The 26771-nt window shown below is 45.4% G+C and carries 21 protein-coding genes; 12 read left to right on the top strand and 9 right to left on the bottom strand.

Going from position 1 to position 26771, the window contains the following annotated elements; all coding sequences use genetic code 11:
• Positions 1-327: 327 nt before the first annotated feature.
• The 3 genes from argS to AC58CZ_RS12885 all read left to right on the top strand — a co-directional run bounded on the left by argS (position 328) and on the right by AC58CZ_RS12885 (position 4300).
• Positions 328-2157 carry an arginine--tRNA ligase gene (gene argS / locus AC58CZ_RS12895; RefSeq protein ID WP_494224858.1) on the top strand — a complete coding sequence of 610 codons (1830 nt, stop codon included), beginning with the start codon at positions 328-330 and terminating at the stop codon, positions 2155-2157.
• Positions 2158-2244: 87 nt separating this feature from the next.
• On the top strand, positions 2245-3057 hold the full coding sequence (locus AC58CZ_RS12890; protein ID WP_494224857.1) for an SPOR domain-containing protein: 813 nt from the start codon (positions 2245-2247) through the stop codon (positions 3055-3057).
• Positions 3058-3205: 148 nt separating this feature from the next.
• Entirely contained in the window at positions 3206-4300 is a 1095-nt protein-coding gene (locus tag AC58CZ_RS12885) for a PTS sugar transporter subunit IIC (RefSeq protein ID WP_494224856.1), read from the top strand.
• A 93-nt stretch (positions 4301-4393) separates the two neighbouring features.
• Here the strand turns inward: AC58CZ_RS12885 and AC58CZ_RS12880 are convergent, their stop codons facing one another.
• The 3 genes from AC58CZ_RS12880 to clpP all read right to left on the bottom strand — a co-directional run bounded on the left by AC58CZ_RS12880 (position 4394) and on the right by clpP (position 7800).
• Complete coding sequence (locus AC58CZ_RS12880; RefSeq protein WP_494224855.1) at positions 4394-5422, bottom strand: SDR family NAD(P)-dependent oxidoreductase; 1029 nt, start codon at positions 5420-5422, stop codon at positions 4394-4396.
• A 287-nt stretch (positions 5423-5709) separates the two neighbouring features.
• Positions 5710-6984 (bottom strand): ATP-dependent protease ATP-binding subunit ClpX, encoded by a 1275-nt coding sequence (gene clpX / locus AC58CZ_RS12875; protein WP_494224854.1) that lies wholly within the window; start codon positions 6982-6984, stop codon positions 5710-5712.
• Between the two features lie 189 nt (positions 6985-7173).
• Positions 7174-7800: an ATP-dependent Clp endopeptidase proteolytic subunit ClpP gene (gene clpP, locus AC58CZ_RS12870; RefSeq protein WP_218609020.1), complete on the bottom strand. Its 627-nt coding sequence runs from the start codon at positions 7798-7800 to the stop codon at positions 7174-7176.
• An 848-nt stretch (positions 7801-8648) separates the two neighbouring features.
• On the opposite strand from clpP, the gene AC58CZ_RS12865 reads away from it, so the two are divergent.
• From AC58CZ_RS12865 to AC58CZ_RS12835, 7 genes are all read left to right on the top strand, one after another.
• Positions 8649-9695 (top strand): urease accessory protein UreD, encoded by a 1047-nt coding sequence (locus tag AC58CZ_RS12865; protein WP_494224853.1) that lies wholly within the window; start codon positions 8649-8651, stop codon positions 9693-9695.
• A gap of 79 nt (positions 9696-9774) precedes the next feature.
• Complete coding sequence (gene ureA, locus AC58CZ_RS12860; RefSeq protein WP_057761815.1) at positions 9775-10077, top strand: urease subunit gamma; 303 nt, start codon at positions 9775-9777, stop codon at positions 10075-10077.
• A 44-nt stretch (positions 10078-10121) separates the two neighbouring features.
• On the top strand, positions 10122-12290 hold the full coding sequence (gene ureC, locus AC58CZ_RS12855; RefSeq protein WP_494224852.1) for an urease subunit alpha: 2169 nt from the start codon (positions 10122-10124) through the stop codon (positions 12288-12290).
• Positions 12291-12470: 180 nt separating this feature from the next.
• Positions 12471-13097 (top strand): urease accessory protein UreE, encoded by a 627-nt coding sequence (gene ureE / locus AC58CZ_RS12850; RefSeq protein ID WP_494224851.1) that lies wholly within the window; start codon positions 12471-12473, stop codon positions 13095-13097.
• Positions 13087-13881, top strand: coding sequence for an urease accessory UreF family protein (locus AC58CZ_RS12845; RefSeq protein ID WP_494224850.1), 795 nt, complete (start codon positions 13087-13089; stop codon positions 13879-13881). The genes ureE and AC58CZ_RS12845 overlap by 11 nt, the downstream gene beginning before the upstream one ends.
• Positions 13882-13928: 47 nt before the next feature.
• Positions 13929-14618 (top strand): urease accessory protein UreG, encoded by a 690-nt coding sequence (ureG, locus tag AC58CZ_RS12840; RefSeq protein WP_083328925.1) that lies wholly within the window; start codon positions 13929-13931, stop codon positions 14616-14618.
• A gap of 51 nt (positions 14619-14669) precedes the next feature.
• Complete coding sequence (locus AC58CZ_RS12835) at positions 14670-15422, top strand: HupE/UreJ family protein (protein WP_494224849.1); 753 nt, start codon at positions 14670-14672, stop codon at positions 15420-15422.
• Between the two features lie 205 nt (positions 15423-15627).
• Here AC58CZ_RS12835 and tig read toward each other — a convergent pair whose 3' ends face one another.
• Together tig and rdgB are read right to left on the bottom strand one after the other, a co-directional pair.
• On the bottom strand, positions 15628-16971 hold the full coding sequence (gene tig, locus AC58CZ_RS12830) for a trigger factor (protein ID WP_494224848.1): 1344 nt from the start codon (positions 16969-16971) through the stop codon (positions 15628-15630).
• A gap of 439 nt (positions 16972-17410) precedes the next feature.
• Positions 17411-18064 (bottom strand): RdgB/HAM1 family non-canonical purine NTP pyrophosphatase, encoded by a 654-nt coding sequence (gene rdgB, locus AC58CZ_RS12825; RefSeq protein ID WP_494224847.1) that lies wholly within the window; start codon positions 18062-18064, stop codon positions 17411-17413.
• A gap of 633 nt (positions 18065-18697) precedes the next feature.
• On the opposite strand from rdgB, the gene sodB reads away from it, so the two are divergent.
• Positions 18698-19327 carry a superoxide dismutase SodB gene (sodB, locus tag AC58CZ_RS12820; protein ID WP_075107319.1) on the top strand — a complete coding sequence of 210 codons (630 nt, stop codon included), beginning with the start codon at positions 18698-18700 and terminating at the stop codon, positions 19325-19327.
• A gap of 67 nt (positions 19328-19394) precedes the next feature.
• On the opposite strand, the gene AC58CZ_RS12815 is transcribed toward sodB, so the two are convergent.
• The 4 genes from AC58CZ_RS12815 to AC58CZ_RS12800 form a co-directional block, all read right to left on the bottom strand.
• On the bottom strand, positions 19395-20261 hold the full coding sequence (locus AC58CZ_RS12815) for a TIR domain-containing protein (protein WP_372815497.1): 867 nt from the start codon (positions 20259-20261) through the stop codon (positions 19395-19397).
• 263 nt (positions 20262-20524) lie between these two features.
• Complete coding sequence (locus AC58CZ_RS12810) at positions 20525-21682, bottom strand: metal-dependent hydrolase (RefSeq protein ID WP_494224846.1); 1158 nt, start codon at positions 21680-21682, stop codon at positions 20525-20527.
• Positions 21683-21713: 31 nt separating this feature from the next.
• Positions 21714-22532, bottom strand: coding sequence for a DUF72 domain-containing protein (locus tag AC58CZ_RS12805; RefSeq protein WP_494224845.1), 819 nt, complete (start codon positions 22530-22532; stop codon positions 21714-21716).
• A 42-nt stretch (positions 22533-22574) separates the two neighbouring features.
• Complete coding sequence (locus AC58CZ_RS12800; protein ID WP_286708179.1) at positions 22575-23651, bottom strand: polyprenyl synthetase family protein; 1077 nt, start codon at positions 23649-23651, stop codon at positions 22575-22577.
• A gap of 805 nt (positions 23652-24456) precedes the next feature.
• Between AC58CZ_RS12800 and fadB the strand changes: the two genes are divergently transcribed.
• Positions 24457-26616 carry a fatty acid oxidation complex subunit alpha FadB gene (gene fadB / locus AC58CZ_RS12795; RefSeq protein ID WP_286708180.1) on the top strand — a complete coding sequence of 720 codons (2160 nt, stop codon included), beginning with the start codon at positions 24457-24459 and terminating at the stop codon, positions 26614-26616.
• Positions 26617-26771: the final 155 nt, after the last annotated feature.

The following is a 26771-nucleotide window of genomic DNA, read 5'->3' as shown; positions in this document are numbered from 1 at the left end:
GGGCAACAGGAACGCTACAATTGACAAAGTCATTCGCTCATTGATTTTATATTATTTATACCAGATTTATTTTACTAAGCATCAGCAAACGAGCGAACAAAATTTATATTAATGCCAATTATCAATATTAGTTGTCATAACGGTAAGATTTTAGGGCTAATTTTGGCGCAAATGGTGCAATAAAGCGCAAAGATTGTTATATTTACAGATTACTTATCTTTTTGCATTATTTTATCTTTGCAATGTCGGTCGGCACTATAATAAGCAGTTATCGACTGCTCGCATTCGCACCGTTTTTGTTGTTTATTTAATTGAGTTCAAATCCCTATGTCACAAGCCCAAATTGATACGCTTGCATCCCTATTCAATGATGCCATTCAAACCCTACAAGCAGATGGTACGCTACCAAGCGACTGGCAGAATAACAGTCAAATCACGCGTACGAAAGATTTAAGCCACGGTGATTTTGCCAGCAATATCGCACTGACGGCGGCCAAAGCGGCCAAGGCCAATCCGCGTCAACTCGCTGAAAAAATCGTCAGCGCGCTGCCTGAGAATCAAGACATTCGCCAAGTAGAAATCGCCGGTCCTGGGTTTATTAACGTATTTTTAAACTCAGAGGCTAAGTTTTCGGTATTAGACGATATCTTTACCTTACAAGATCGTTTTGGTCTGAGTAATCAGTTTGATGGGCAAAAAGTACAAGTCGAGTTTGTCTCTGCCAATCCGACCTCAAGTCTGCATGTCGGTCACGGACGCGGTGCAGCGTTTGGTATGAGCGTGTCAAACTTGCTAGAAGCCATCGGTTACGACGTCACTCGCGAGTATTATGTCAATGATGCGGGTCGCCAAATGGACATCTTAGCAACCAGTACCTATTTGCGTTATTTAGAATTGAATGGCGAAACGGTCACTTTCCCAGTCAATGCCTATCAAGGCGACTACGTTCGCGATATCGCACAGACATTAAAAACGCAACATGGCGATAGCTACGTACACGAGTTTGCACAAGTTGCCAAGGATGCGCCAGAAGACGCAAAGTTTGAGATCAATGCTGACGGTGAGAAAACCTTAGTGTCTGGTGATAAAGAAGCGCATATTGATGGTTTGATTGCGGGTAGCAAAGCCTTGCTTGGTAACAGCTATGCGCTGTTTTTAAATGCCGCCTTGAGCAGTATTTTGGCCGATATCAAAGACGATTTAAACGACTTTGGTGTGAGCTACGAGTGCTGGTTCAGTGAAAGATCGATTGATAGCGAGATTGAGCCTGTACTGCAAATACTCGATGACAAAGGCTACTTGTACGAAAAAGACGGCAACATCTGGTTCAAATCGACCGATTTTGGTGATGAAAAAGACCGCGTGGTTCGCCGTGCTAATGGTCAGTCGACGTATTTTGCCTCGGATATTGCTTATCATAAAAACAAGTTTGATCGCGGTTTTGACAAAGTGATTAACGTTTGGGGCGCAGATCACCACGGTTATGTCCCACGCGTAAAAGCGGCGCTGCTCGCGTTGGGGATTGATGCTGAACGTCTTGATGTCGTGCTCGTACAGTTTGTGGCGTTGTGGCGCGGCAGTGAAAAAGTACAAATGTCTTCACGCTCAGGTCAGTTCGTTACTTTGCGTGATTTACGTGCAGAAGTCGGCAATGATGCGGCGCGTTTTTACTATGTCGCGCGTAAGCCTGAAGTGCATATTGACTTTGATTTAGAGCTTGCCAAATCACAAAGCAAAGACAATCAAGTGTATTATATTCAGTATGCGCATGCGCGTGTTTGCCGTGTATTAGAAAAACTGGCAACCTACGATTTGGCAGTAGATGATGCTATTGGTTTGGCACATCAAGATTTGCTTAATGCGCCCAATGAAGACGAGTTGATTAAACTGTTAGCTGGTTATCCAGCGACACTATTACGTGCAGCGACTGGCTACGAACCGCATGTCTTGACCAACTATTTAAAAGAGCTTGCTGCGTTGTTCCACGGTTGGTATGACACCAATCGCATTTTGCCTGTGAGTCTCACGTCAGGTGAAACACCAAGCTCAGATGAGATGGCATTGATGCAAGCACGTTTGCGTTTGTCCAAAGCAGTACGGCAGGTCTTGGCGAACGGCCTTGGTCTGCTTGGCTTGTCAGCACCTTCTGCTATGTAGTCATTTTCTAACATGTGACATGAGTATAGACAGCCAATAGCATTAATTCGATGATGACCGTTAAATTCAGTAGGGAGAACGAGATCCATGCTAGCCAAAAAACCGAAAGGCGCAACAGAAAAGCGCAAATCAAGTAGCGTATCGGGCTTATTGTGGATGTTTGTTGGGGCAGTATTGACCCTTATGATCGGGGTATTTATCTACCTTTCACCATTATTCAACTTTAGTCCCGCTGATGGTAGCGCCGAGAACGATCCTGACAGGCAGGTGCAGCCGCGCGTAGATACTGATACCGATAATGGCGATTATGAATTCTACGATATTTTGCCCAATCAAGAGATGGCAACCATTCCTGATGAAGATATCGCTGAGATTGATAACGATCAGATAGGAGATATTGGCGCGTTTGAGCCGGATGTCGTCGTGACCCAGCCGGATAGTACGGCAGCTAATGGTATAGATAATGCTGGTAGCTTTGGTAATGCGGAAAGTCCTACAGGCGAGACCAGTGGCGGTAGTAATACTGCTGCGGGCGACGATATTGTTGTTGTTGAAGAGGACGCAACTTATGATGGCACGCCACCTGCTAACACCAGTAACTCTGCGACCCGTAGCAACAATGCAGGAGCAGGTACGGCAAGTATTCAAGCGGCTAAACCTGCTGCGACCTATATTTTGCAGATCAATAGCTTTAGTGATGCAGATGAAGCAGATCGTCGCCGCGCCCAAGTATTGATGGCAGGCGTGGATGCCAGAGTAGTCAAAAATACGACAGGCAATGGCTTACCTATCTATCAGGTAATCTCGCGTCCGTTAAGTAACCGTCAGGCAGTGACAACAGCACAGCAGCGCCTACAAAATAACGGTATTGACTCTATTATCGTTGAACAGCGTCGTTAGTCCAAGCGCTATATATAATAATCGGTATATATAAGAAGTATTTGTGATCATAAAAAAGCGTCGTCATGACGCTTTTTTTATCTCTTTAATTTATTAAGCACTCTATTATCTTTTCTCCTTAATCAAAATATTCATAAAGAGTATGGTTATGACAGCATCTCCCTCAGCAGTACCGCAAGCAGGTACTATCAAAGCGTTCTTTCAAAAGTATTTTATCGATGCCTTCACGGGCATGGCGTTAGGGCTTTTTGTCACCTTGATTGCAGGTCTGATTATCTCGCAAATCGGTGGTTGGTTGAATTTGCCCGCATTAATCGCCGTGGGTAAGCTTGCGTCAATATTGATGGGGGCGGGCATTGGGGTAGGTATCGCTTATTATCTCAAAGCGCCAACACTCGTGATGCTTAGCTGCCTTGTAGCAGGTATGTTGGGTGCGCATTCTGAAGCACTAATGGCAGGAACGCTATTCATACCGCAAGAGGGTGGCCCTGCGACCTTTGTAGCACTGCCAGGCAACCCAATCGGCGCTTATCTGACGTCTGTATTCGCTTATCGCGCTGGTACGTGGATCGCAGGCAAGACCAAGCTCGATATTTTATTAGTGCCCTTAGTAGTGTGTGGTATCGCGCTATTGGTCTGTGCGCTGCTCAATCCGCCTGTTGTTGCGGCAGTTAATGCGATTGGGCAAGGGATTCACGCGGCAACTGAGCTACAGCCATTGCTGATGGGTATCGTGATTGCAGTCGTCGTTGGTATCTTATTGACGCTACCAACGTCGAGCGCTGCCATTTGTATTGCGATTGGCCTTGGTGGTTTGGCGGGCGGTGCCGCAGTTGTTGGCTGTGCCGCGCATATGATTGGTTTTGCCGTGGCCAGTTTTAAGGATAATGGATTCAGTGGCGTGATATCTCAAGGATTGGGAACCAGCATGCTGCAAATCCCTAATGTGCTAAAAAAACCTATCGTTTTGCTGCCTGCCGTTATTGCGAGCGCGATCGTTGGCCCTATCGCGACTGTCGGATTTGGTTTGGCTTGTACAGCGACAGGGGCGGGCATGGGAACCGCTGGTCTGGTTGGTGTGTTCGGCGTTATTGAAGCATCACAAGAAATCATGAGTACGACCCAATTATGGACAGCGATTGTCCTTCTGATGTTTGTATTGCCTGCAGTGATTGCAGGTTTGGTCGCTTACATCATGCGCCGTATGGGCTGGCTAGTCGCCGGTGATATGAAGCTGCCCTAAAAACGGATAAAAATTTGTATTCGTGACCATACAACAAAAAAGCCCTGCTGTTCAAAAACAGTAGGGCTTTTTTATTTAAGGAGCGTCAGTTAGTTATGGTGCGGTACTTGTTTTATCACTACGCTTGTTATTGCGTCTTGGTTTTAGTTTACGCGATAACTGAGTGATGTCGTTTATAACTTCACTATAATGTGATGGGAATACCCGCTGAATGGCATCAACCATTTTGGCATCATTCCCAATTAAGCAGCGCTGCTGATTGGTTGCAGCGGCATATAAAATAATCCAAGCTGCTTCGCTGGCATCAAATTTCAACAGTTTATTGAAGCTTCTAATGGCTTTATCACCAGTAGGCATACCGACTGTACTGGTACTATCATTGCCACGTGCGCTATTGGCAATATTGGTTTTGATGCCGCCTGGATGGATACAGGTCGCTGATACACCGCATTTCTGAATGTTAAGCTCTTGACGCAAGCTCTCTGTGAAGCCGCGCACCGCAAACTTACTGGCATTATAAGCTGAATATGAGGGCTGAGCGGTCAAACCAAATAGGCTGGATATATTAATAACATGACCATGTTCTTTAAACTGGCGGAGTTGATCGTCCTGATTATCACTCGCCACTTCGCTTTGTTTAACGCTATTTTTGATCAATGGCAAAAACGCTTTGGTGCCATAAACCACGCCCCAAAAATTGATATCCATTACCCATTCAAGCTCTTCAATACTAGCGCCCTCTATCGTCGAAGAGAATGCCACGCCTGCATTGTTAAAGATGAAATTGACTTTACCATGATCGCTCATCACGCTATCCGCCCATGCTTGCATAGCGTCATTGTCTGAGACATCAAGTACAGTCAAGGTGACCTTAACATCATAACCAACCAGCATCTCTTTGGTTCGTGCCAGTTGTTCTGCATTGATGTCTGATAGCGCCACATGACAGCCCATTTTTGCTAAATGAAGCGCAAGCTCGCGTCCCATACCAGATCCTGCGCCAGTGATAGCGGCGACATGGTTTTGGTAATAAGGTGCAATATCATTATCTTGTTCGCTGGGTGTATAAAAGGGCAGGTGCTGGCGTAATGAGGACGCCATCGTGGTTATATTGTTAAGCATAATAAACAGTCCTTTGTATTATTCATGATGGGTATACATCGTTGCTATTTACATTAGCATGATTTGTCATAGGCTTACATGCGATTGATAAACGCTGCTGTCATTTCATTATGCGGTTACTTCTAGAGTGCTAAGGCGCTAAGAATCTGACGGTATCAAGGTTAGTTGCATCATTGAGAAGAGGTTTAGGGGATGAGTAGCCACAAAAAAAGCGTCTGACTCATAGAGCCAGACGCTTTTTTGAATACCTCATTACTAATAATGAGCCATCTAAGTCTCATTATGCATTAAGCAATTTTAGGTATTTTACCTTCATTGATGACTTCTGCATCAACCATCACGGTCTTGGCATTTTCCATAGAAGGTAGCTCATACATGGTCTCAAGCAGGGCGTTTTCTACGATAGAACGTAGACCGCGCGCGCCAGTTTTACGCTCCATAGCTTTTTTGGCGATGGCATCAAGTGCTTCTTGCGTAAAGCTAATCTCAGCACCTTCCATATCGAACAAGTACTTGTACTGTTTGACCAGTGCGTTCTTCGGTTCGGTGAGGATTTGGACTAAGGCTTCTTCATCAAGCTCTTTTAGCGCTGCAAGCACAGGCAGACGACCGATGAGCTCAGGAATCAAACCAAACTTGATCAAATCTTCTGGCTCAACTTCTTGTAGCAAGTCTGAGCTACGACGGCTGTCGTCTTTTGAGCTAACATCCGCGTTAAAGCCGATACCGCCTTTTTCGGTACGTTGCTGAATGACTTTATCCAGTCCAGCAAACGCGCCGCCGACGATGATTAGGATGTTACTGGTATCGACTTGGATCAGCTCTTGCTGTGGATGCTTACGACCACCGTGCGGCGGAATCGCAGCAACGGTGCCTTCGATAAGCTTTAGCAGCGCTTGCTGTACGCCTTCGCCCGATACATCACGGGTAATCGATGGGTTATCACCTTTTTTGCTAATTTTGTCGATTTCATCAATATAGATGATCCCTTGCTCAGCTTTGGCCACATCATAATCAGACGCTTGTAGTAGCTTTTGCACGATGTTCTCAACGTCTTCACCGACATACCCTGCTTCGGTCAAGGTGGTGGCATCGGCCATTGCAAACGGCACATCAAGCAGACGAGCCAAGGTTTGTGCTAGCAAGGTCTTACCAGAACCCGTTGGGCCAATCAGCAAAATGTTACTTTTTGCCAATTCTACCATCGCATCATCAGCGCCGATTTTGGCTTTTTTGCTGTCATTGGCGAGTGTTTGGCTAACTTTTAGACGTTTGTAATGATTGTAGACAGCGACAGACAGTGCTTTTTTGGCAGCATCCTGACCGATGACATATTCGTCAAGCTTGGCACGTAGTTCTTTTGGGGTAGGGAGTTTTTTATTGACCCAAGAGGTATCTACGTCGCTGTCGTCATCGCTGTATTCCGCGCTATCTGCGATTAGATCAGTACATAACTCGATACATTCATTACAGATATTGGCATCGTCAGCGGCAATCAGCTGCTGGACATCGCTTTTGGCTTTACCACAAAACGAACAATGCGGGGTGTTATCTTCTGCCATAAAAGGCGCTCCTAAAGTTTAAAACTGGTTAGTCTATTTGCGACATATCGATGGTTGTATTGGTTGAACGCTCATACCTGCTTACGATCTATCAGGTATGAGCGGCATATTGATTTACCATACAAACAGACTATAACTATTCTTATGATGGCGCACTCTCAATTGAGAGGCATAGCGCTTATGCTTTGATTATAAAGAATCAGGGCGGCGCTCTAATACTTCGTCAACCAAACCGTATTCTTTGGCTTCCTCAGCATCTAACCAAAAATCGCGCTCGACGTCTTTTTCGATTTTTTCGAGTGGCTGACCAGTACGCTCAGATAGGATCTGGTTCAAGCGTGCACGAGTTTTAAGGATTTCACGAGCATTAATCTCGATATCAGTCGCTTGACCTTGCGCGCCGCCTGATGGCTGGTGAATCATCACGCGAGCATTGGCGAGTGAGTAGCGTTTGCCTTTTTGACCCGCGGCCAACAAGAATGAGCCCATGCTATAAGCACCGCCCATACAGATGGTGGATACTTCTGGCTTGATGAAATTCATGGTATCAAAGATCGCCAAGCCTGCACTTACTGAACCGCCTGGTGAATTGATATACAAATGAATGTCTTTGTCAGGGTTTTCAGCTTCTAGAAATAGCAGCTGTGCGACGATTAGATTGGCCATATGGTCTTCGACTTGGCCTGTCAAAAAGATCACACGCTCACGCAATAGGCGTGAAAAAATATCAAACGAGCGTTCACCGCGTGAAGACTGCTCAACCACCATTGGTACTAGCGCCGCTTGGGTGGTTTGTACTTCTTTGTGCGCACTCATCAGCATATCAAAATGTGGGTTAGCAGTGATGCGTTCATAATCTGTCATAGAAAAGTCCTATCGATAAAGGGATAAAATAAAAAACAGTTAAAATGGTTTTATTGTCTGGTATGTTTTGTGCTAATGGGTAGTTTATAGGGGGACTACGTCCACTATTCAAGCCTATAAAACCCGTTTGTGCATAAAATAGGTGAAAAAGTGTGCTTACTCTGTTTTTGTATTTTTTGCATGAATTTAGACGATATTAAAAAGCCGACAGTGAAAAAAGCAAGTGTCTGCTCAAGTACAGTCCGATCAGATGAATACCATAAAGGCGTTGTCTCACACAGATATCATAAAACACAGAGATCGCAAATCGTGTTCTACCTTAGTTTTTAACATAGAATACCTGATTAACCGCCTTGCAATCTACCTATCTTGCGACTCAATTGTGCAAATGTGGGTTGTCAAAAGAATCCTTAAGCGCATTTACTCATAGTTATTCTTATAAGTAGAAAGGGCGGCCTGACATAGTGTGTTAATAGTCCAAGTTTGAATGCTAAAAAATGGTGCATATTAACGAAAAACGCCACAATTTGGTGCAAACCGTTATTTATCTAATGGTTGTCAGCGGTAAAAGGCTGATTAAAAAATAACTAAACCAGCTTTGTCATGTTAGTAAGAAAAAATATACAGTCAAAACCAAAGTAAAATCATTATGTTGGGTCTGGGGGTGGAGTGTATGTAAGAGTGTTTGCATATGAGTTGGCATAATGCTTGTATAGACAGTGAAATTAACTGACTTTTTGGTCAGGAGCCAGATTACTAGATTGTATTTAATGAGTAAAATGAGCAAATGAGTATATAAAATGAGTTGGGCTTCTTCTTTAACATTGAGTTTTGACATTGTTAAGCGCACAGATACTGCCAAAATTGCGGCTGCTACCGCTAAGACGCGGCTATCTCATCGTAAGCACACGGGCGCGCTTATGGTACAGCGTGCCCTATATCCTGAGCCACGTGTGCAGCAAGGCATTTGCCATATATTGATGTTATATCCGCCAGCAGGTATCGCAGGCGGTGATACGCTGACGATAGAGTTGCATTTAGACAATGGCAGCCATGCTGTTATCACCACACCAGGGGCGGGCAAGTGGTATGGTAATGACAGTATCAGCCAAAAACATAAAGCTCGGTCGGACGATAACGACACGCACCAAAGTATGAGCCAAGACAAGATAGCTGCCTATGCAAGCCAACATCTGCAAGCCAATGCAAGCCAACATCTGCAAGCCAAACTCGCCGCACATGTTCGCTTAGAATGGCTACCACAAGAGAGTATTATTTATAACGAAGCCAATATGCATGCAGTGAGCCGTTTTGATTTAGCTGACTCATCTAGCTTGCTGACTTGGGAGATTAGCGTATTTGGGCGGCAAGCATATGATGAACAGTTCTTGCAAGGGCGCTACCATACTGGATTGAATATCTATCGAGACGGCAAAATTATCGTTACTGATCGGGTCAAACAGGCTGCCCAAAGTCGCTGGTTTACATCGAGTCTAGGACTGGCAGATCGGCATATTTATGGGTCGTTTTGGGCAGTGCCAAGTTTGAGCGATGTACATGACAACGCTGCACTGCCTGCCTCTCCCGCACAATCAGACGAGACAGCCTTAGCAACGATGAAGCAGGCCCTAGCTCGCTATTTAGACAATACCATCGTTGCATTACGCCATATGATTGCTGAGGCTAGATTACCGGTTTATTGTACTCATAACGGTCAAGCCATTAATATTCGGTATATCGGTTCAGATGTGCGCGGCTGTTTTGAAGCTTTTTATCAAATCAGAGAAGTCTTGCGACATCATTGGTGGCAGCTTGAGCCTTGCCGTCCGCGTATTTGGGACACCTAAGTCTACGGTTTTTCATAGCTAAGCCACACGACCTGATAATCTGCTATAACTTTTATAATAAATAAAATAAGGATTTGCCATGCATCTGACGCCAACAGAAAAAGACAAGCTCATGCTATTTACCGCTGGCATGGTGGCTGAGCGCCGCAAAAACCGTGGCGTTAAGCTCAATTACCCCGAAGCCATCGCTTATATCAGTATGCTGCTGATGGAAGGGGCTAGAGATGGCAAAAGAGTGGCTGAATTAATGAGTGAAGGGGCTACTTACCTGTCTGCCGATGATGTCATGGAAGGAGTGGCAGAGATGGTTGATGAAGTGCAAATCGAGGCGACCTTCCCTGATGGTACCAAATTGGTCACGGTACACAATCCCATCGTATAGTTCTGTCTATCACTAAATGATCATTCCAAAATAAGGCGGCTCCCATGCAACCAGGCGAATATAACATCCAAGATGGTGACATTATCCTAAACCAAGGGCGACAAGTACAGACCATCAGTGTGAGTAATACTGGCGATAGACCGATCCAAATCGGCTCGCATTATCACTTTTATGAAGTCAATGATGCGCTGAGCTTTGATAGAGAGCAGACCCGTGGGTATCGCCTAAATATCATCTCTGGAACGGCAGTCCGTTTTGAGCCGGGGCAGTCGCGAGAAGTGGAGCTGGTGGCTTATGCGGGTAAGCAGGAAGTATATGGCTTTGCAGGTCGTGTCATGGGCGCGGTTCAACCAGATAAGACCGATGAAAAGCAACTGGCTACTTCGCAAAAGCGGGTGAGTCGGCAGATTTATGCAGAGCATTTTGGTCCGACTACCGGCGATAAAGTGCGTCTTGCTGATACTGAGCTTTGGCTACAAGTTGAGGCAGATTTAACCAGTCACACAGTGACGGATCAAGCGCAAGGTTCATACAGTGATGAGAGCATTGTCCAGACCACCGAGATCAAGGGTGAAGAAGTCAAATTTGGCGGTGGCAAAGTCATCCGTGATGGTATGGGTCAAGGGCAACTGCTGGGGGCTGAGGTTGCGGATACGGTGATTACTAATGCTTTGATCGTAGACTATACAGGTATCTATAAAGCCGATATCGGTATCAAAAATGGTCGTATCAGCGCGATTGGTAAAGCGGGTAATCCTGATATCCAGCCTGCCATCGATATTCCGATTGGCGGCGCAACCGAAATCATCGCTGGTGAAGGCAAAATCCTCACCGCAGGCGGCGTCGATAGTCATATTCACTTTATCGCGCCTCAGCAGTGTGAGACGGCGCTGATGTCGGGGGTGACCACGATGCTAGGCGGTGGCACAGGCCCTGCCCAAGGTACGCTCGCGACTACTTGTACGCCGGGGGCATATCATATTGCCTCAATGCTACAATCTACCGATAGTATCCCTATGAATATTGGGCTATTGGGTAAAGGCAATGTGAGTGTGCCCACCCCAATTGCTGAGCAAATCGAAGCGGGTGCCGTCGGACTCAAGCTACATGAAGATTGGGGTACGACGCCGCAAGCCATCGATAATTGTCTGAGCGTTGCTGACGATTATGATGTGCAAGTTGCGATTCATACTGACACGTTAAATGAAAGTGGCTATCTTGAGAGTACACTAGGCGCATTTAAAAACCGCTGTATTCATACTTTTCATACCGAAGGCGCAGGCGGTGGCCATGCGCCTGATATTCTAAAGGCCATTGGCGAGTCGCATGTGCTGCCATCCTCAACCAATCCTACTAGGCCTTATACCGTCAATACTATTGACGAGCATCTCGATATGCTCATGGTTTGTCATCATTTAAGCCCTGCTATCGCAGAAGATGTGGCCTTTGCCGAAAGCCGTATTCGTCAAGAAACCATCGCGGCTGAAGACATCTTGCACGATTTGGGTGCTATCTCGATGATGAGTAGCGATTCACAAGCGATGGGGCGCGTGGGTGAAGTGGTCATTCGCACATGGCAGACGGCGCACAAAATGAAAGTTCAGCGTGGTCACCTGGCTCCAGATGCGACAGCACAAACAGAGCATCAAGCGCAGCATATTACTCTGACCGACTACGATCAAAGCGCGGACAATGATAACTTTCGCATCAAACGCTATATTGCAAAATATACGATAAATCCTGCGATTACGCATGGTATTAGCGATATGGTCGGCTCCATTGAAGTGGGTAAATGGGCGGATATGGTGCTGTGGTCGCCCAAGTTTTTTGGGGTAAAACCTGAATGCATCATCAAAGGCGGCCTGATCGCTGCGGTACCGATGGGCGATATTAACGCCTCTATTCCCACCCCTCAGCCTGTGCATTATCGTCCTATGTTTGCATCGTATCCCAAATCGGTTGCTCAAACCAGCATCACTTTTATGTCGCAAGCCGCCATCGATAAACAAGTCGATAAGCAGCTTGGACTGACAAAAGTGATTCAGCCTGTCCACGGGATACGTGAGATTCGCAAAAGCGATATGCGCCTCAACAGCTACTGCCCAGATATGGATATCAATCCTGAAACCTACGAAGTACGTGCCGATGGCAAAACGCTTACCTGTGAGCCTGCTGAGGTACTGCCCATGGCACAGCGTTATTTCTTATTCTGATTTTTATTTTAAGATTTAAAGACACACGGCTAAAGACTGTCTTAAAAAGCGTGTCACAGGCTTATAGAGAGCTGGTTTTGGCGTGATCTTCTCATTGATTGCTGACAGCCATTTTGGGCACTTTTATTATCAATACTATTATTCAATCATTTGAGCCACAGTAAACAGAGCATTATATTTATGAAAATATTTAATACCCGTCTCCCTACCTTAAGTGATATCCAACAAGCGCAATTGACTGCCCAGCGCCAAGCGGATGACTATCTGCTTTTGGACTTTGATACTCGTCAGCATTCGCGATTTCGAGCTGTGACAGTTTCAGGGGAGGCGGTCGGTATCGATCTGCCGCGTACTGGTGTCTTAAAAGGAGATGACGTCCTCACCAATGCAGCAGGGGAGTTGATGCAAGTCATCGCCAATCCCCAAGCGGTGACCAAAGTGATGGCAGCCGATGATTTTTTATTAATGAAAGGCGCGTATCATTTGGGCAATCGCCATGTGCCGTTGATGTTTGAGCACAGTGCAGCAGGGTACGCGCTGTATTTTGAAAACGATCATGTGCTCGCACAAATGCTAGAAAATCTTGGGCTACATACTGAGTCTGCATCAGTGCCGTTTGAGCCTGAAACAGGCGCTTATCAGACAGGACACGGGCATTCGCATAGCCATTCTCACGCTCATACGCATTCGCATAATGACGCGCATAGCCATGATGATGACCATGACAACAAACACAATCACAGTCATAACCATGATGACAGCCACAGCCATCATAATGCGTCTATAGGTCGCTCAAATGAGGGTTGATGGCAGTACTCAGTCCCATCAGTCTGTCCAACTTGGGCAGATGTTGATGCTGGCCTCTAGTAACTTGCCGATTGGTAGCTATACCTACTCACAAGGCGTAGAGTCAGCGATTGAGTCAGGCATTATCTGTGATGAAGCCAGTACGCTTACCTTTATGCAAGACTATCTTGCGCTGGCTGTCATTGGCTACGAGCTACCTATATTGGCACTGATCATGTGTGCGCTTGATCAAGGTAATGAGGTGCTAGCGGCAAATCTGGCACATGATTATCATGCAGGCCTTGAGAGTAAAGAGTTTATACTAGAGTCGCAGCAGCTAGCGCAGGCGATGGTGTCTTGGCTCAACGAGGTACTGAATCTTGGTATACCTGCTGAGATACCTGATGATGGCTATCTACCACTTTTTGCTCACATTGCCCAGCATTGGCAGCTGCCACTCATGCAGTCGATGACCACCTATGGATTTGCTCAATTAGAAAATATGGTGCTCGCCGCTGTCAAGACTGTACCACTCGGGCAAATGGCGGGTCAGCGTATCTTGTGGCAGCTGCAAAGTGATCTTGGCTCTGAAGTTGAAGCGCTGAGCGATAGCATACAGCAAGCCTTTGAGGATGTAATCACGTCATCAAATGCGACCGACACGCTCAATATGAGTGAACATCAGGGTTGTCAAAAGCTGTGCGAAGACCTCTATGACAGGCTCAATATTTCTAATAGCTTGCCCAATTTGGCGATTCTCTCAAGTATGCATGAGGAGCAATACAGCCGGTTGTTCCGCTCATAACTGTACCTTTATCTCTATTCCTATATGAAACATTTAAGGAGCTTACCATGTCTCTAACCCCGATCAAAACAAAAAGCATCCAATCTACACCTGACTCACATATTGATAATGACCAGTCAAATCCGCCTGCTTCTTTATCCTGCTTACGCCTCGGCATCGGCGGGCCAGTCGGTAGTGGTAAGACCGCTTTGACCCTAAAATTGTGTCAAAACTTGCGTGATACGATCAATATGGCAGTTGTCACCAATGATATTTATACCAAAGAAGATTCGCAGTTTTTGACACGCAATAATGCGATGCCCGCTGAACGTATTCGCGGCGTAGAAACGGGCGGCTGTCCGCATACCGCGATTCGTGAAGATGCGTCGATCAACCTGACGACCATTGCCGAGTTGCAAGAAACCTTTGAGGGCCTAGAATTGATTATCATTGAGTCGGGTGGTGACAATCTTGCCGCGACCTTTAGCCCAGAGCTGTCTGATCTGACCTTATATGTTATTGACGTCTCAGCGGGTGACAAAATACCTCGTAAAGGGGGCCCTGGTATCACCAAGTCAGATTTATTAATCATCAATAAAACCGATCTTGCCCCAATGGTTGGCGCATCGCTTGAGGTGATGGAGCGCGATGCCAAAAAAATGCGTGGCGATAAGCCTTTTGTCTTTAGCAATATGAAAACCGGTGATGGTCTGGATGAAATTATTGCCTTTATCAAAGAGCACGGTATGCTCGCTTAACCAATAGCCCCTCATCAATCATTAAAATATTCATCATAAGGAGTCAACCCCATGACACAACATACAAAAGAGCATCACAGTCATAAAGCCCGTTTTTCACAGGCTTTATCGTCTCGAAAAATAGCAGCGGCTTCAATGACGCTTGCAACCTTTACGATGGTACCGTCGTTGGCACAGGCACATTCGGGTCATCTTCACTCGGCTACTATACAAGCGCCTTCGTTTTTGGGCACATTGCAAGCAGGATTGCTGCATCCAGTGACGGGTCTTGATCATCTGTTTTTGGCAGTAGGGATGGGCATGTTGTTTTATGGACTACAAAAGCAGCGCCTAGGTATGATGTCACTGACAGCTGGATTATCGTTAGGTGCAGTATTGGGCACTATTGGTGTGCTGATTGGCGGTGTTGGGTTTGCGGCATCATCTGGATTGATTGAGATTGCTATATCGCTATCAGTGGTCGTATTGGCTCTGATTTTGATGAGTGATAAGAGTCGACAAGAAGCTTTTTCAGCGCGTACGCAGCCAGCGCATACGCTAAGCATCCAGCAACTATCGTTGTTTGGTTTTGGTGGTTTGGCGGTCTTTCACGGATTGGCACATGCCCTTGAAGTACCAGCGAATGCTGGCGTAAGTGGTCAGTTGGGTTTTTATGCAGGGATGCTAGTGACGATGCTGGCGCTATATGCAGTTGGTACGTTGGTCAGCCAGCAGCTACAGCAGCGCCTAGGTGATAACTTATGGTTACAGCGTGGTCTGGTCGTACTTGGACTGGGTGCGGTGTTTGTACCTGCTCTAGTATAGGGTGTATTATTGCAAGACTTTGAGCGTAGTCTTAGCTGATACGTCTTGCGTAACGACCATGCTAGCGATTGGTTAATCAAAAAAGCCATTGAGCTTGCACAAAAAAAAACGGCCCCGATCGATGATCGGGGCCGTTTTTTTTGATATGTAGAACAAGAGTGCTGTGTGGTGTTATGGTTTAACACCATACAGCGCTCAGTCTAGATTACATACCTTGCTGCTGTTGTTGCTGAGCCGCTAGCAAATCTTGGTAGCTGACTTCTTTGTCAGTCACTTTGCCTTGGCTGATCAAGTAATCTACTACTTGGTCTTCTAGTACCACAGACTCAATGTTAGCGCGTTGCTGCTTGTCATTGGTGTAGTACTCGATTACTTCCGCTGGATCTTCGTAGTTTTCAGCCGCTTCTTTGATGAAGGTTTCAACACGCTCTTGATCTACTTCTAGACCTTTGGTGTCGATAACACGGGCAACGATGATACCAAGACGGGCTGCACGTAGTGCTTGCTCTTCAAAGAGCTCATTTGGCAGCATGTCTTTATCGAAGCTATCAGCGCTCGCACCAAACTGCTGAGAAAAACGTTGCATCATCATGTTGCGTTGACGCTCGATTTCTTGCTCTAGCATGGCGCTTGGTACGTCAAACTCGTTCTTTTCTAGCAATGCATCAAAAGTCGCTTGCTTCACTTGGCTACGCGCAGCGTTTTTGATTTCGCGTTCCATGTTTTTGCGTACGTCTTCTTTTAGTTTCTCAATGCCGCCCTCAGTCACGCCAAATAGCTCCAGGAACTCTTCATTGATTTCAGGTAACTTAGATTTTTCAACCAATTTTACATTGATTTTGAACTGAGCTTCTTTACCAGCTAGGTTCTCAGCTTGGTAATCTTCTGGGAAAGTCACGTCGATAATCTTTTCTTCGCCAGCTTTCATGCCTTTGATACCCGCTTCAAAGCCAGGAATCATCTGGTTGCTACCGATCACTAGTTTGAAGTCTTCAGCAGAGCCGCCTTCGAATTTTTCACCGTCGATAGAGCCTTCAAAGTCAAAAGTCACTTGGTTGTCTTTTGCCGCCATGCCTTTTTTCTCAACGAATTCTTCACGTTGTTTTCTTAGGTTTTCGATCATGGTGTCGACATCTTCTTCACTGACTTCTGCCGTGTGACGCTCAACTTCGATCTCATCGATACCTTGTACGTCGATTTCTGGGAAGATCTCAACAGTGGCTTGATACACCAAGAAATCGTCTTCAAGTTTTACGTCGTCGATGTTTGGCATGCCAACGGCGCGGATGTCTTCAGCTTTGATCGCTTCAAAGACCGTATCACGGATCACATCGTTGATCACTTCTTGCTGGATGCCCGCACCGTACTGTGAGCGGATGTGCGACATTGGCACTTTGCCTTTACGGAAACCGTCGATTTTGGCGGTTTTCGCCACTTGGCTGATGCGGCCTTCTACTTTGTTTTGGATTTTTTCTACGGGGACTTTAACCGTCAGCTGAGTCTCTTTATTAGATAGCTTGTTGGTTGTGACTTGCAAATCTGTAGCCATGTTCATTACACCTTTAGGATTAAGTAGTACGTTTGATTAATGAGATAGTACTTAGGGTTAAATGGTAATAGACAAACCGTGCCTCAAATTACGGGCGTGTACGACGGTTGCCGCTGGAATAAATAGGGGATAGTGATAAGCCCGCCACTTCAAAATCAGCACCAGTAGCAATCGCCGCTGATACTAAAGGGTGACACTGTCGAAGTTGTCAGGGTTACCAAATATCAGTTATAAACCGTTAATGCACCGCATAATAACGCTTTTTGGTGAATTATACAGGCAAATAACGGCCTTCAACAAAATTTTAAAAGTAGAACAGTATAATCTATCTGCTTATTAAAGTAAAAATTATCTCTTTGACGGCAGGGTTTCTAAGGTTTTTTGCGATTACAAGCGCACTTATTTTACAAGAGAACCTATAAAATTTTTATAAGAGAACCTATAAAGGCAGTTGTGCCAATAATTGCTGAATAGCCTGCCCCCGATGACTGAGACGATTTTTATCAGCCGCGCTTAGGCTTGCCGCACTAGCTTGCAACTCAGGTAACCAAAACAATGGATCATAGCCAAAACCGCCGTCACCGTGCAGCGTATCCAAGATTTCGCCGTGCCATAAGCCTTGAGCGATAATCGGTAATGGATCATCTGCATGACGCACCATAGCCAGCACGCAAACGAACATACCCTCAATCGGTGTGTCAGGCTGGGTCGTGCGTAATGGTTGCAAGTCAGCAATGAGCTTGGCGTTGTTTTTACTATCATTGCCATGCTCACCAGCATAACGCGCCGAGTAGATGCCTGGTGCATTACCCAGCACAGGCACGCACAAACCAGAATCATCAGCAATCGCAGGCAGTCCGCTGATACGGCTGGCATGTCGTGCTTTGATAATGGCGTTTTCGACAAAGCTGAGCCCATCTTCTATCGCATCGTCGATATCGAGCTGACCTTGCGGGACAATCGTCACGTCCAAGTTCGCTTCGGCAAATAGCCGTTTAAACTCAGCCAATTTGCCTTTGTTATTGCTGGCCAGCACCCACTGGTTATCAGAGGTTGATTGGGGAGCGAGTTGTACGGTATCGGTAGTGCTCATAGGGTCGTTCCGTTATATAAAAAATATGAATGAATTAGCCGAGTTTTAACTTTTGGTATTTTTATAGATGCTATAGTTGATCCAATTTAAGAGTGGTACAAGGCAACCGAGTGCAGATGTATACGTCATACTTCAAGCGAGGTTAACGCTGTAACGCTTTTTTAGTGGATTGACTATATATAGATCGACCTGGATAACGATGTTAGTACTGATGGCATAGGGTTTGACGAGGTAAAAGGTCATCGTTGAATAAATAACCAGTGACGATGCAGAATATACGAGCTATAACATTTGGTAACTGATATTATTAGGGGCTGTTGTTATAATAGTGACCAAGCTACAGTGAAATATATCTTATAGCTTGTGAATATTAAGTTAATAAAAGTCTATAGAGTCAAACACTTGGCTTTTGGACGAACAATAACAGCTAGGTTAATTTTGGATTCATAATAATACGTGATACAGTGTTAAGCAATCACGTGTATTAATCGATAACATTCACTTCAAACAATAAACTCAGCCAATTTAGCTCGATACCAAGTGTTTCTATTCTTAAGGCGTATCTATTTTAGGTATGTCTGTATTTAGAGAGACAGTAGTATGAGTGGCCAAATAAGCAAGGATAAAATAATTATGTCAAATATTACTTTACCAGATCTCCCATATGCAAAAGACGCGCTAGAGCCACATATCAGTGCCGAGACGCTAGAATATCATCATGACAAGCATCATGCTGCTTACGTAAACAAGTTAAATGAGCTACTACCAGGTTCTGGTTTAGAAGACAAAACCTTACCAGAAATCATCAAAGCGACTGCTAAAGATGACAGCAAGCAAGGTATGTTCAACCAAGCAGCCCAAGTATGGAACCACACGTTCTACTGGAACTGCATGACGCCAACCAACGGCGGCGGCGAACCTACTGGTGATCTAAAAGCAAAAATCGAAGAAGATTTTGGTAGCTATGACAAGTTCCGTGAAGAGTTCAAAAACGCAGCATTGACTCAGTTTGGTTCAGGTTGGGCATGGCTAGTCGCTGATAAAGTGGGTGGCAAACTATCAATCGCCAAAACTGCTAACGCTGATACCCCATTGGCACACGACCAAGTCGCTGTATTGACTTGTGATGTATGGGAACACGCGTACTATGTAGATTACCGTAACCGTCGTCCTGACTATGTTGATACGTTCCTAGACAAGCTCGTGAACTGGGACTACGCAAACGCAAAATATAAAGGTCAAGATGCTGGTGTTGAAGAGTAATCTTTAATCACTAAAGTTTCGATTAATAAAAAAGGACGCTGAGAGGCGTCCTTTTTTTTGGTTTGATTCATTCTGATAATATTACTTCTGCCAACTTATCTGCAATTTCTTCAATACTACTCATTGAGGTATTCAGTGCAACCTTATCTGCTAAAGCTGGGCTAAAACTCATCACTTCATTCTTTGTTACTTTATGCCAGATAGGAAGAATCATTTTGTGGCCATCCATTTCTCTAGCTACCATTGAATCTAACTCATATTGAGTCCAATTTTTCGAACAAAAAGATGAAGATAAGATGACTGTGCCAAATCTAGAGTTTATGAGACCATGGTCTATATTTTTTCTTAAGCTATCACCAACTCTTAAAGTAAACTCATCATACCAAACCTTCACACCTAAATTTTCTAATGTTTCGGCTAATGGTCGTACAAATTCTTCCTTATCCTCAGAAGCATGTGAAATAAATAAATCGTATTCGACTACTTGTAATGATTTATCCATTATGTATTCGCCTACTACTATATGTTGCGTTCGAGAAGTTCTTTGAATTTCATCTTGCAACTTAGTTTGAAAAGCTATTTGTTCTTTTCGTTGTTGTTTTTCTAATGCTAATAATTTCTTACGCTCTTTTTCTTCTTCTTTTGCTAAGTCTTGTTTGAGTTTTAGTATCTTGGCATTTTTTGCTGCTTCTACCTTAACTAAGGCGGCTTTTTTAGTTTGAATTTTCGATATTTCATTTAATTTCCGCTGAATTTCTCCATGTTTTGTTTTAAGCGCACTTTCAGCGGTATTCTTGGTTATAGATTTCTGTATAGAGTTGATTCTATTTGAACAAGCTGTTTCTTTCTTAGTTTCTAAACTAATTTTATGGGTAGCATCAGCTAGCTCTTTTTGGGTTCTTATAAGATTGCTACTAATTGTAGAAATTGACATTTCCCCTCCGATTTCAAATTTGTAATGGTGGTTTTAGACGCTAACTTTCATAGTAAATAGTGTACTGAATTAAAACTGTATATTTAATTTAATTTCACCCATGCTACACCTATTTTATATATCAGTGTATTACGCTGCTCAAAAACTACAAAACCTCAAACCCAAACTTACCCAACGCTTCCCTCAACATCGCAATATTATAATAAGCATGCGCATTGACTTTACTCTAAAACCCCAGCCCCTGTCATTACTAATGACCAACTTTAATCAACCATTATCCAGCCACCATCACCATCTACCATCGACTCATCAAACACCCGTTTAAAGCCTTGCTGAATCAGCTCAAAGCGTGATGGTGTAGGTTCATTATCTACCGTGATAACAGGGGCGTCTATCGGGGTGTTGGCTTGCCATTGCGCATTGTCATTGGCTTTATCCGCCAACACAAAACTAAAGAACGCCGTGTCACCTGCCATCATACGCAAATCATCGACGACCAGCTGTTCGGCTGTATCACCAGTAGTAGAAGTGGCGGGTAGCATTTGGACGCGATATCCTGTCCAATGATCAGAGAACCAGTCAAGACGCTGGGCGTAGGGTTGACTTTGCGCTGGCAGGTTTGCGCGTAGCGTCTGCGCGTTGTCATACTGCGTCAGGTAGCGATATTCAGGCAAGCGGCTATCTAAGGCACTGCCGCATATCTCAATCAGTCTATGTTGATCGTCTTCGGCAACGGTACGCCACATGAGTATCGTCGGCAAGACGGGCATAGTTTTGATGCGCGAAGTATGGATATTAGCCGCTGCCAAAGTTTGTTCCGCTTGCGACTGTGCGTGGTATTTTAGTCCTAAGCCCAATAATAAATAGCTGCTACTGAGCAGCAGTATCCAAACCGCAAGGCGTTGAAAGTTGATCAGCATTACTGCTTTAAATACCGCAAGTTTGCACCCTTTTATAACGCCCACGATTACCGCTATCAGTAGCGGTAAGGTATAGAGCGGGTCAATGATAAAGACGGAGGCAATACTGATTGGGGTCATCTGCAAAGGTTCTTGCAGTGGCCAAAATAGCTGCGTGCCGTAGACGGTAAAGCTGTCCAAGATAGGATGGGTGGTCAACACCAACGTCATGGCGAGTGCTAAACGCCGCGTTGAATAAGGTAGCGGCATATTGCGCCAGTGATGATAGCGACTGATTAGCCAAGCGCCTGCGATACCTACTGTGCTCAGGACAAATAAGGAATGACTAAAGCTGCGATGGTAGGTCATGTCGCTGATGGGATCGGGGTAGCTGATAAGCACATCCAAGTCAGGTAGCGTGCCCAGTATCGCCCCGTATAGGTAGGCTTTGCGACCCTGATATTTGCCAAGTACTGCCCCTTGGACGGTCGCGCCCAAGACGATTTGACTGAGTGAATCCATAGCGCTCTTATTAAATTAGGGTTTAGGTTAACTACAGTACGTCAAAGTTGTGCGCTATTAGCGCTTCTCGCAGCATCGCAATATTATAATAAGCGTGCGCTTTCACGGTATTTTGAAAAAAGATATAGAGCGTGTCAAAGTGCTGGCGCTGATTGGCAATCGCTTGCGCCCAGTCCTGCATCTCCGCCTCACTATAGCGGTAGTCATGACGATCGGCGGCGCTCATCGCATCCCACCAGTTCAGATTATTGCCATGCATTCGCAGATAGCCCGTACGTTCGGTAAATATCAGGCGCGAGGGCGGCAGTCCGCTGACTTTAGGATAATCGACACTGCACCAAATCAGGCCCTGCTGTTTAAAGCTATCGACCACTTGCGGCGTGTGCCATGCGTTATGACGAAACTCGATGGCAAGCGGATAGTCCTTAAACCAGCTGACAAGTTCTGCCAAGTACAGACGATGCTCGCGAGTACGATCAAAGCCATGTGGGAACTGGAGCAGTAACGGCGCTAACGCATCCGCTTCAATAAGTGGGGATAATGCATTTAAAAATGCCTCGGCGTGCTCAGCAGTGCCTTTACGTGCATGAGTAAAATCTTGATGCAGCTTGACGGCGAATTTGAGCGCGCTGTCTGCTTGCACGTAGGCTTTATCCACCATGCCCGAAAATGCCTTTTGTCCAATCGGCGCATAGAAGGTGCTGTTTATTTCGACTGCACCGTATTGTTTGGCGTATTCACGTAAAAAGTCGGTCTTTTTAGTACCTTGTGGGTACAGCGTACCGAGCAAATCCGTGTCGCTATAGCCACCAGTGCCGAGGTAAATGCGCGGGGTAGGGTTACTGTCCATGTTGACCACTCGCTATTTTTTAGAATAATGACGCTTATTAAGTTATTTCTTACGTGACCACAGCCATTCAATCAGTGCCAGTAGTGCGTCATTATTTTTGCCAATGTTATCTTCATTGTCGCTAAGCTCACGACTATTTAGTTCATGAGAAATAGCCGCGCGTCCATCGTTAAATAGCGCTTGCGCATAGCTGGTCGCCTGCTCAACCCCCATCAGCTTTACATAGGTGGATTTATCTAATTTTTCATCGCTACCCGCAGGTTTACCAAGGGTATCAGTCGTCATGGTGACATCTAGCACGTCGTCTTGAACTTGAAAGGCAAGACCGATATATTGGGCGCACTCTTGCAATGCCATACGCTGCGGGGCAGTTGCGCCAGCACAGACGCCGCCCATAAGCATGGCCGCTTCAATCAGTGCACCTGTCTTGTCACGATGGATGGCTTCTAAATCGTTTTGCACAATATCAGTACTGGCTTCGGCATTGAGATCCAGCATCTGACCTGACACCATGCGTCTAGCGCGCGGCGCAAATATCGCGAGCAGCTGACTTGCGATATTGGCATCGAATGGCGCAAAGGTTGGCATCTCTGCGGTCAATACTTCAAACGCGAGCGTCTGCAATACATCGCCTGCCAGCAGTGCCGTCGCTTCATCAAAGGCAATATGAGCAGTCGGTTGCCCACGGCGCAGCTCGTCATCATCCATACATGGCAAATCATCATGCACCAACGAATAGGTATGTAGTAGCTCTACGGCCAATGCAGCACGGCGCGACATATCATAGTCTGAGTCGTTTTCTAGCAATGAGTCTAGATCAGCATTGAGCATGTCGATGTCGTCATTGCGCTCGTCTGTACGTTCACTATTACCGCTATTAATACTGGCAAAAGCACTGGCAACCATCAATGGGCGCACCAATTTACCTTGGCCCGTTATGACATAACGACAGGCATCTACCAGTGGACTAGGCAGCTTGGCATAAGCAAACAAGACCTCAATATCTTGCGCCAGTTGCGCGCGCACAGCACCATGAAATTGCTCAGTGCTTTGAAAAGAGACAGCGTTAAAAGGGGCAAAGCCAGAAGAGGTAGCGCTAGAAGTAAGGGAAACCGTCATAATCCAACCATTTATCAGGGATACAATGAAAATTTATTAAGGACAAGGTAAAAACGGTATTAGTGTAGCATGATAGGCCATATTGCTCGTGTGAGACACGGTATCAATCGTTTGTTTTTTGCATTTTATAGCTCTGATTTATCCAAAAACGAGGCAATACAAACGTAATCTTACAACAAGTCTTGGTTACGTATCGCTGATGTCACTTGCTGGTTGAATATGTTTTGATAAAAGCGCAAGCTAAGTAAGTTATATTAATTGGGCTACACCAACGGTTTATCACCCTTAAGGTGGTAGACCGTAAAGACGAGCAAGACCGAATACATTCAAAATAGCAACTCAGTATACAAGTATTCACTAAAACACTTTGCGCATAAGGTAAATGCCTACAGGTGATTTAAGAGTGACTTGCGAGTATGGCATTAGCTTGTGACAGCTAGGGGCATAATCCCCTACACTAATTGACGTGAAAATGGTCTGATGTCAACTGTAATGGGTTTTTACTGAGCGTATTACTTCAGCAATTGTCAGTGTTAAACCATGTCTCAGTCAGTATTTTAATAGCGGTATTTGCAACATATAAATGAAGCGCCGTGTGATGGGGTACAAGAGACGTCAAAATAAGTATCAAATCATGAGCACTGGATAATAAAGATATCTTCACTGTGCGCCCGCTAGTGGTTTGTCGTCATGACGATGTTTGTCTTGAAGGCGGCGCACAGTGCTATTACCCATTTTACTAACAGTAACTGGCTATTTATTTTAATTCAAAACGTAGCTTTCGTTATATAGAAAGGAGTTTCAAATGGTATACCAAGGAAATCGCATCACGGTGACAATGCTAGAAGATGGCATCGCCAACATGCACTACAACGCCGAAAATGAGAGCGTGAACAAATTTGATGCCGAAACCAACAAGCAGTTTGGTGAAGCCGTGACTGCTTTAGAAAAAGCGGACGACGTCAAAGGTCTTATCGTCACTTCAGGCAAAGGCGTGTTTATCGCTGGGGCTGATATCACAGAGTTTGTGGCTTCTTTCAAAAAATCAGAAAGCGAGATCAAAGATTGGGTCGTTCATATCAATGACGCTTTCAATCGTTTTGAAGATTTGCCATTCCCGAAAGTGGCTGCCATCAATGGCGCGGCAATGGGCGGCGGCTGTGAGATGACCTTGGTTTGTGAATACCGCGTCATGAGTGACAAAGCGATTATCGGTCTACCAGAAACTCAGCTAGGTATCTTCCCAGGCTTCGGTGGTACGGTTCGTAGTACGCGTATCATTGGTATCGATAACGCGCTTGAGCTTATCGCCACTGGCACACCAAAAAAACCACTTGATGCGCTAAAACTCGGCTTGGTTGATGCAACCGTACCAGCTGACGACTTGCAAGATGCAGCCATTGATTTGGTCAAAAAATGTATCTCAGGTGAGCTTGATTGGCAAGCAAAACGTGAAGAAAAACTGGCTCCTGTTAAGCTAAACCAGCTTGAGCAAGCTATGGCATTTAATAGTGCCAAAGGTGCTATTTTTGCTAAAGCCAATCCTAAGCAGTACCCAGCACCAGCTCTTGCTATTGAAGCGATTGAAAAGCACGTCAACCTACCACGTGACAAAGCGATTGAAGTTGAAGCTGCTGGCTTTGCCAAAGCTGCTAAAACCCCGCAAGCAGAGAGCTTGGTTGGTCTATTCTTAAACGATCAGCTAGTCAAAAAACTGGCCAAAAAACACAGCAAGCTTGCACATGATATCAATGAGGCCGCTGTACTAGGCGCTGGTATCATGGGTGGCGGTATCGCGTATCAAGCGGCCAGCAAAGGATTGCCAATTATCATGAAAGATATCAAGTCTGAGCAATTAGATCTTGGTATGGGCGAAGCCAGCAAACTGCTTGGTAAAATGGTTGAACGTAAGAAGATGACCCCAACGAAAATGGGTGAAACCTTAAGCCGCATCCGTCCTACTTTGAACTATGGTGACTTTAGCGAGACTGATATCGTTATCGAAGCGGTCGTAGAAAATCCAAATGTGAAGCGTGCAGTTCTAAAAGAAGTAGAAGGGCTAGTAAAAGACGACTGCATCCTAGCGTCAAACACCTCGACTATCTCAATTACGTTCCTAGCAGAAGCGCTTGAGCGTCCAGAAAACTTCGTCGGTATGCATTTCTTTAACCCCGTCCATCGCATGCCACTCGTTGAAGTTATCCGCGGTGAAAAATCTTCTGAAGAAGCCATCGCGACTACCGTAGCACTCGCCTCAAAAATGGGTAAAGTGCCAGTTGTGGTTAATGACTGCCCAGGTTTCTTGGTCAACCGTGTCTTGTTCCCATATTTTGGCGCGTTTGATTTATTGCTCAAGCAAGGTGCTGACTTTACCCATGTTGATAAAGTCATGGAAAAATTCGGCTGGCCAATGGGCCCTGCATACCTAATCGACGTCGTCGGTCTAGATACAGGTGTACATGGCGCAGAAGTGATGGCGGATGGTTTCCCAGATCGCATGAAACCAGACTATAAAGGCGCCATCCAGCATCTATATGAGAATGAGCGTCTCGGTCAGAAAAACGGCGTAGGTTTCTATAAGTATGAAACTGACAAGCGCGGTAAGCCAAAGAAAGTTGCCGATGAAGCCACTTACGAGTTACTAAAAGCCACGACTGACAGTGAGAAGCAAGAATTCGACGATCAAGCGATCATCGACCGCACTATGCTGGCTTTCTGCAACGAAACGGTTCGCTGCCTAGAAGACAACATCGTGAGCACGCCTGCCGAGGCTGACATGGCAATGATTATGGGTGTCGGTTTCCCGCCATTCCGCGGTGGTCCTTGTCGTTATATCGACCAAATGGGTCTCGATAACTACTTGGCACTATGCGAAAAATACGCACACCTTGGCAAAGCTTATGAAGCGCCGCAAAAGATTCGCGACATGGCAGCCGCTGGCGAGACTTTTTACGCCACAGCGTAACGAGCATACCGTATTAGGATAAGTGGGGTGCGTTTGCTGACGTCGCTATCGGTGATAAAAAAATAGCAGACACACCGTTTTGGTCGGTTTTATCAGGTCTGGCCTGCCGCGATAATATCCAGCGCGAAAACATCTAGATAGTTATCGTACTGATG

The sequence above is a fragment of the Psychrobacter sp. CR212 genome, from assembly GCF_059693765.1.
The sequence above is the reverse complement of the archived record's forward strand: the minus strand, read 5'-3'. Positions and strand labels throughout refer to the sequence as shown.

What these genes read in the sequence shown, in the direction of transcription:
- AC58CZ_RS12815 (WP_372815497.1), bottom strand. Translation starts at nt 20,261, where the DNA reads ATGTCAATTTCTACAATTAGTAGCAATCTTATAAGAACCCAAAAAGAG.
- AC58CZ_RS12865 (WP_494224853.1), top strand. Translation starts at nt 8,649, where the DNA reads ATGAGTTGGGCTTCTTCTTTAACATTGAGTTTTGACATTGTTAAGCGC.
- AC58CZ_RS12885 (WP_494224856.1), top strand. Translation starts at nt 3,206, where the DNA reads ATGACAGCATCTCCCTCAGCAGTACCGCAAGCAGGTACTATCAAAGCG.
- fadB (WP_286708180.1), top strand. Translation starts at nt 24,457, where the DNA reads ATGGTATACCAAGGAAATCGCATCACGGTGACAATGCTAGAAGATGGC.
- AC58CZ_RS12845 (WP_494224850.1), top strand. Translation starts at nt 13,087, where the DNA reads ATGAGGGTTGATGGCAGTACTCAGTCCCATCAGTCTGTCCAACTTGGG.
- ureE (WP_494224851.1), top strand. Translation starts at nt 12,471, where the DNA reads ATGAAAATATTTAATACCCGTCTCCCTACCTTAAGTGATATCCAACAA.
- AC58CZ_RS12880 (WP_494224855.1), bottom strand. Translation starts at nt 5,422, where the DNA reads ATGCTTAACAATATAACCACGATGGCGTCCTCATTACGCCAGCACCTG.
- AC58CZ_RS12805 (WP_494224845.1), bottom strand. Translation starts at nt 22,532, where the DNA reads ATGGACAGTAACCCTACCCCGCGCATTTACCTCGGCACTGGTGGCTAT.
- argS (WP_494224858.1), top strand. Translation starts at nt 328, where the DNA reads ATGTCACAAGCCCAAATTGATACGCTTGCATCCCTATTCAATGATGCC.
- AC58CZ_RS12835 (WP_494224849.1), top strand. Translation starts at nt 14,670, where the DNA reads ATGACACAACATACAAAAGAGCATCACAGTCATAAAGCCCGTTTTTCA.
- clpP (WP_218609020.1), bottom strand. Translation starts at nt 7,800, where the DNA reads ATGAGTGCGCACAAAGAAGTACAAACCACCCAAGCGGCGCTAGTACCA.
- clpX (WP_494224854.1), bottom strand. Translation starts at nt 6,984, where the DNA reads ATGGCAGAAGATAACACCCCGCATTGTTCGTTTTGTGGTAAAGCCAAA.
- rdgB (WP_494224847.1), bottom strand. Translation starts at nt 18,064, where the DNA reads ATGAGCACTACCGATACCGTACAACTCGCTCCCCAATCAACCTCTGAT.
- ureC (WP_494224852.1), top strand. Translation starts at nt 10,122, where the DNA reads ATGCAACCAGGCGAATATAACATCCAAGATGGTGACATTATCCTAAAC.
- ureG (WP_083328925.1), top strand. Translation starts at nt 13,929, where the DNA reads ATGTCTCTAACCCCGATCAAAACAAAAAGCATCCAATCTACACCTGAC.
- AC58CZ_RS12800 (WP_286708179.1), bottom strand. Translation starts at nt 23,651, where the DNA reads ATGACGGTTTCCCTTACTTCTAGCGCTACCTCTTCTGGCTTTGCCCCT.
- ureA (WP_057761815.1), top strand. Translation starts at nt 9,775, where the DNA reads ATGCATCTGACGCCAACAGAAAAAGACAAGCTCATGCTATTTACCGCT.
- AC58CZ_RS12890 (WP_494224857.1), top strand. Translation starts at nt 2,245, where the DNA reads ATGCTAGCCAAAAAACCGAAAGGCGCAACAGAAAAGCGCAAATCAAGT.
- AC58CZ_RS12810 (WP_494224846.1), bottom strand. Translation starts at nt 21,682, where the DNA reads ATGGATTCACTCAGTCAAATCGTCTTGGGCGCGACCGTCCAAGGGGCA.
- sodB (WP_075107319.1), top strand. Translation starts at nt 18,698, where the DNA reads ATGTCAAATATTACTTTACCAGATCTCCCATATGCAAAAGACGCGCTA.
- tig (WP_494224848.1), bottom strand. Translation starts at nt 16,971, where the DNA reads ATGGCTACAGATTTGCAAGTCACAACCAACAAGCTATCTAATAAAGAG.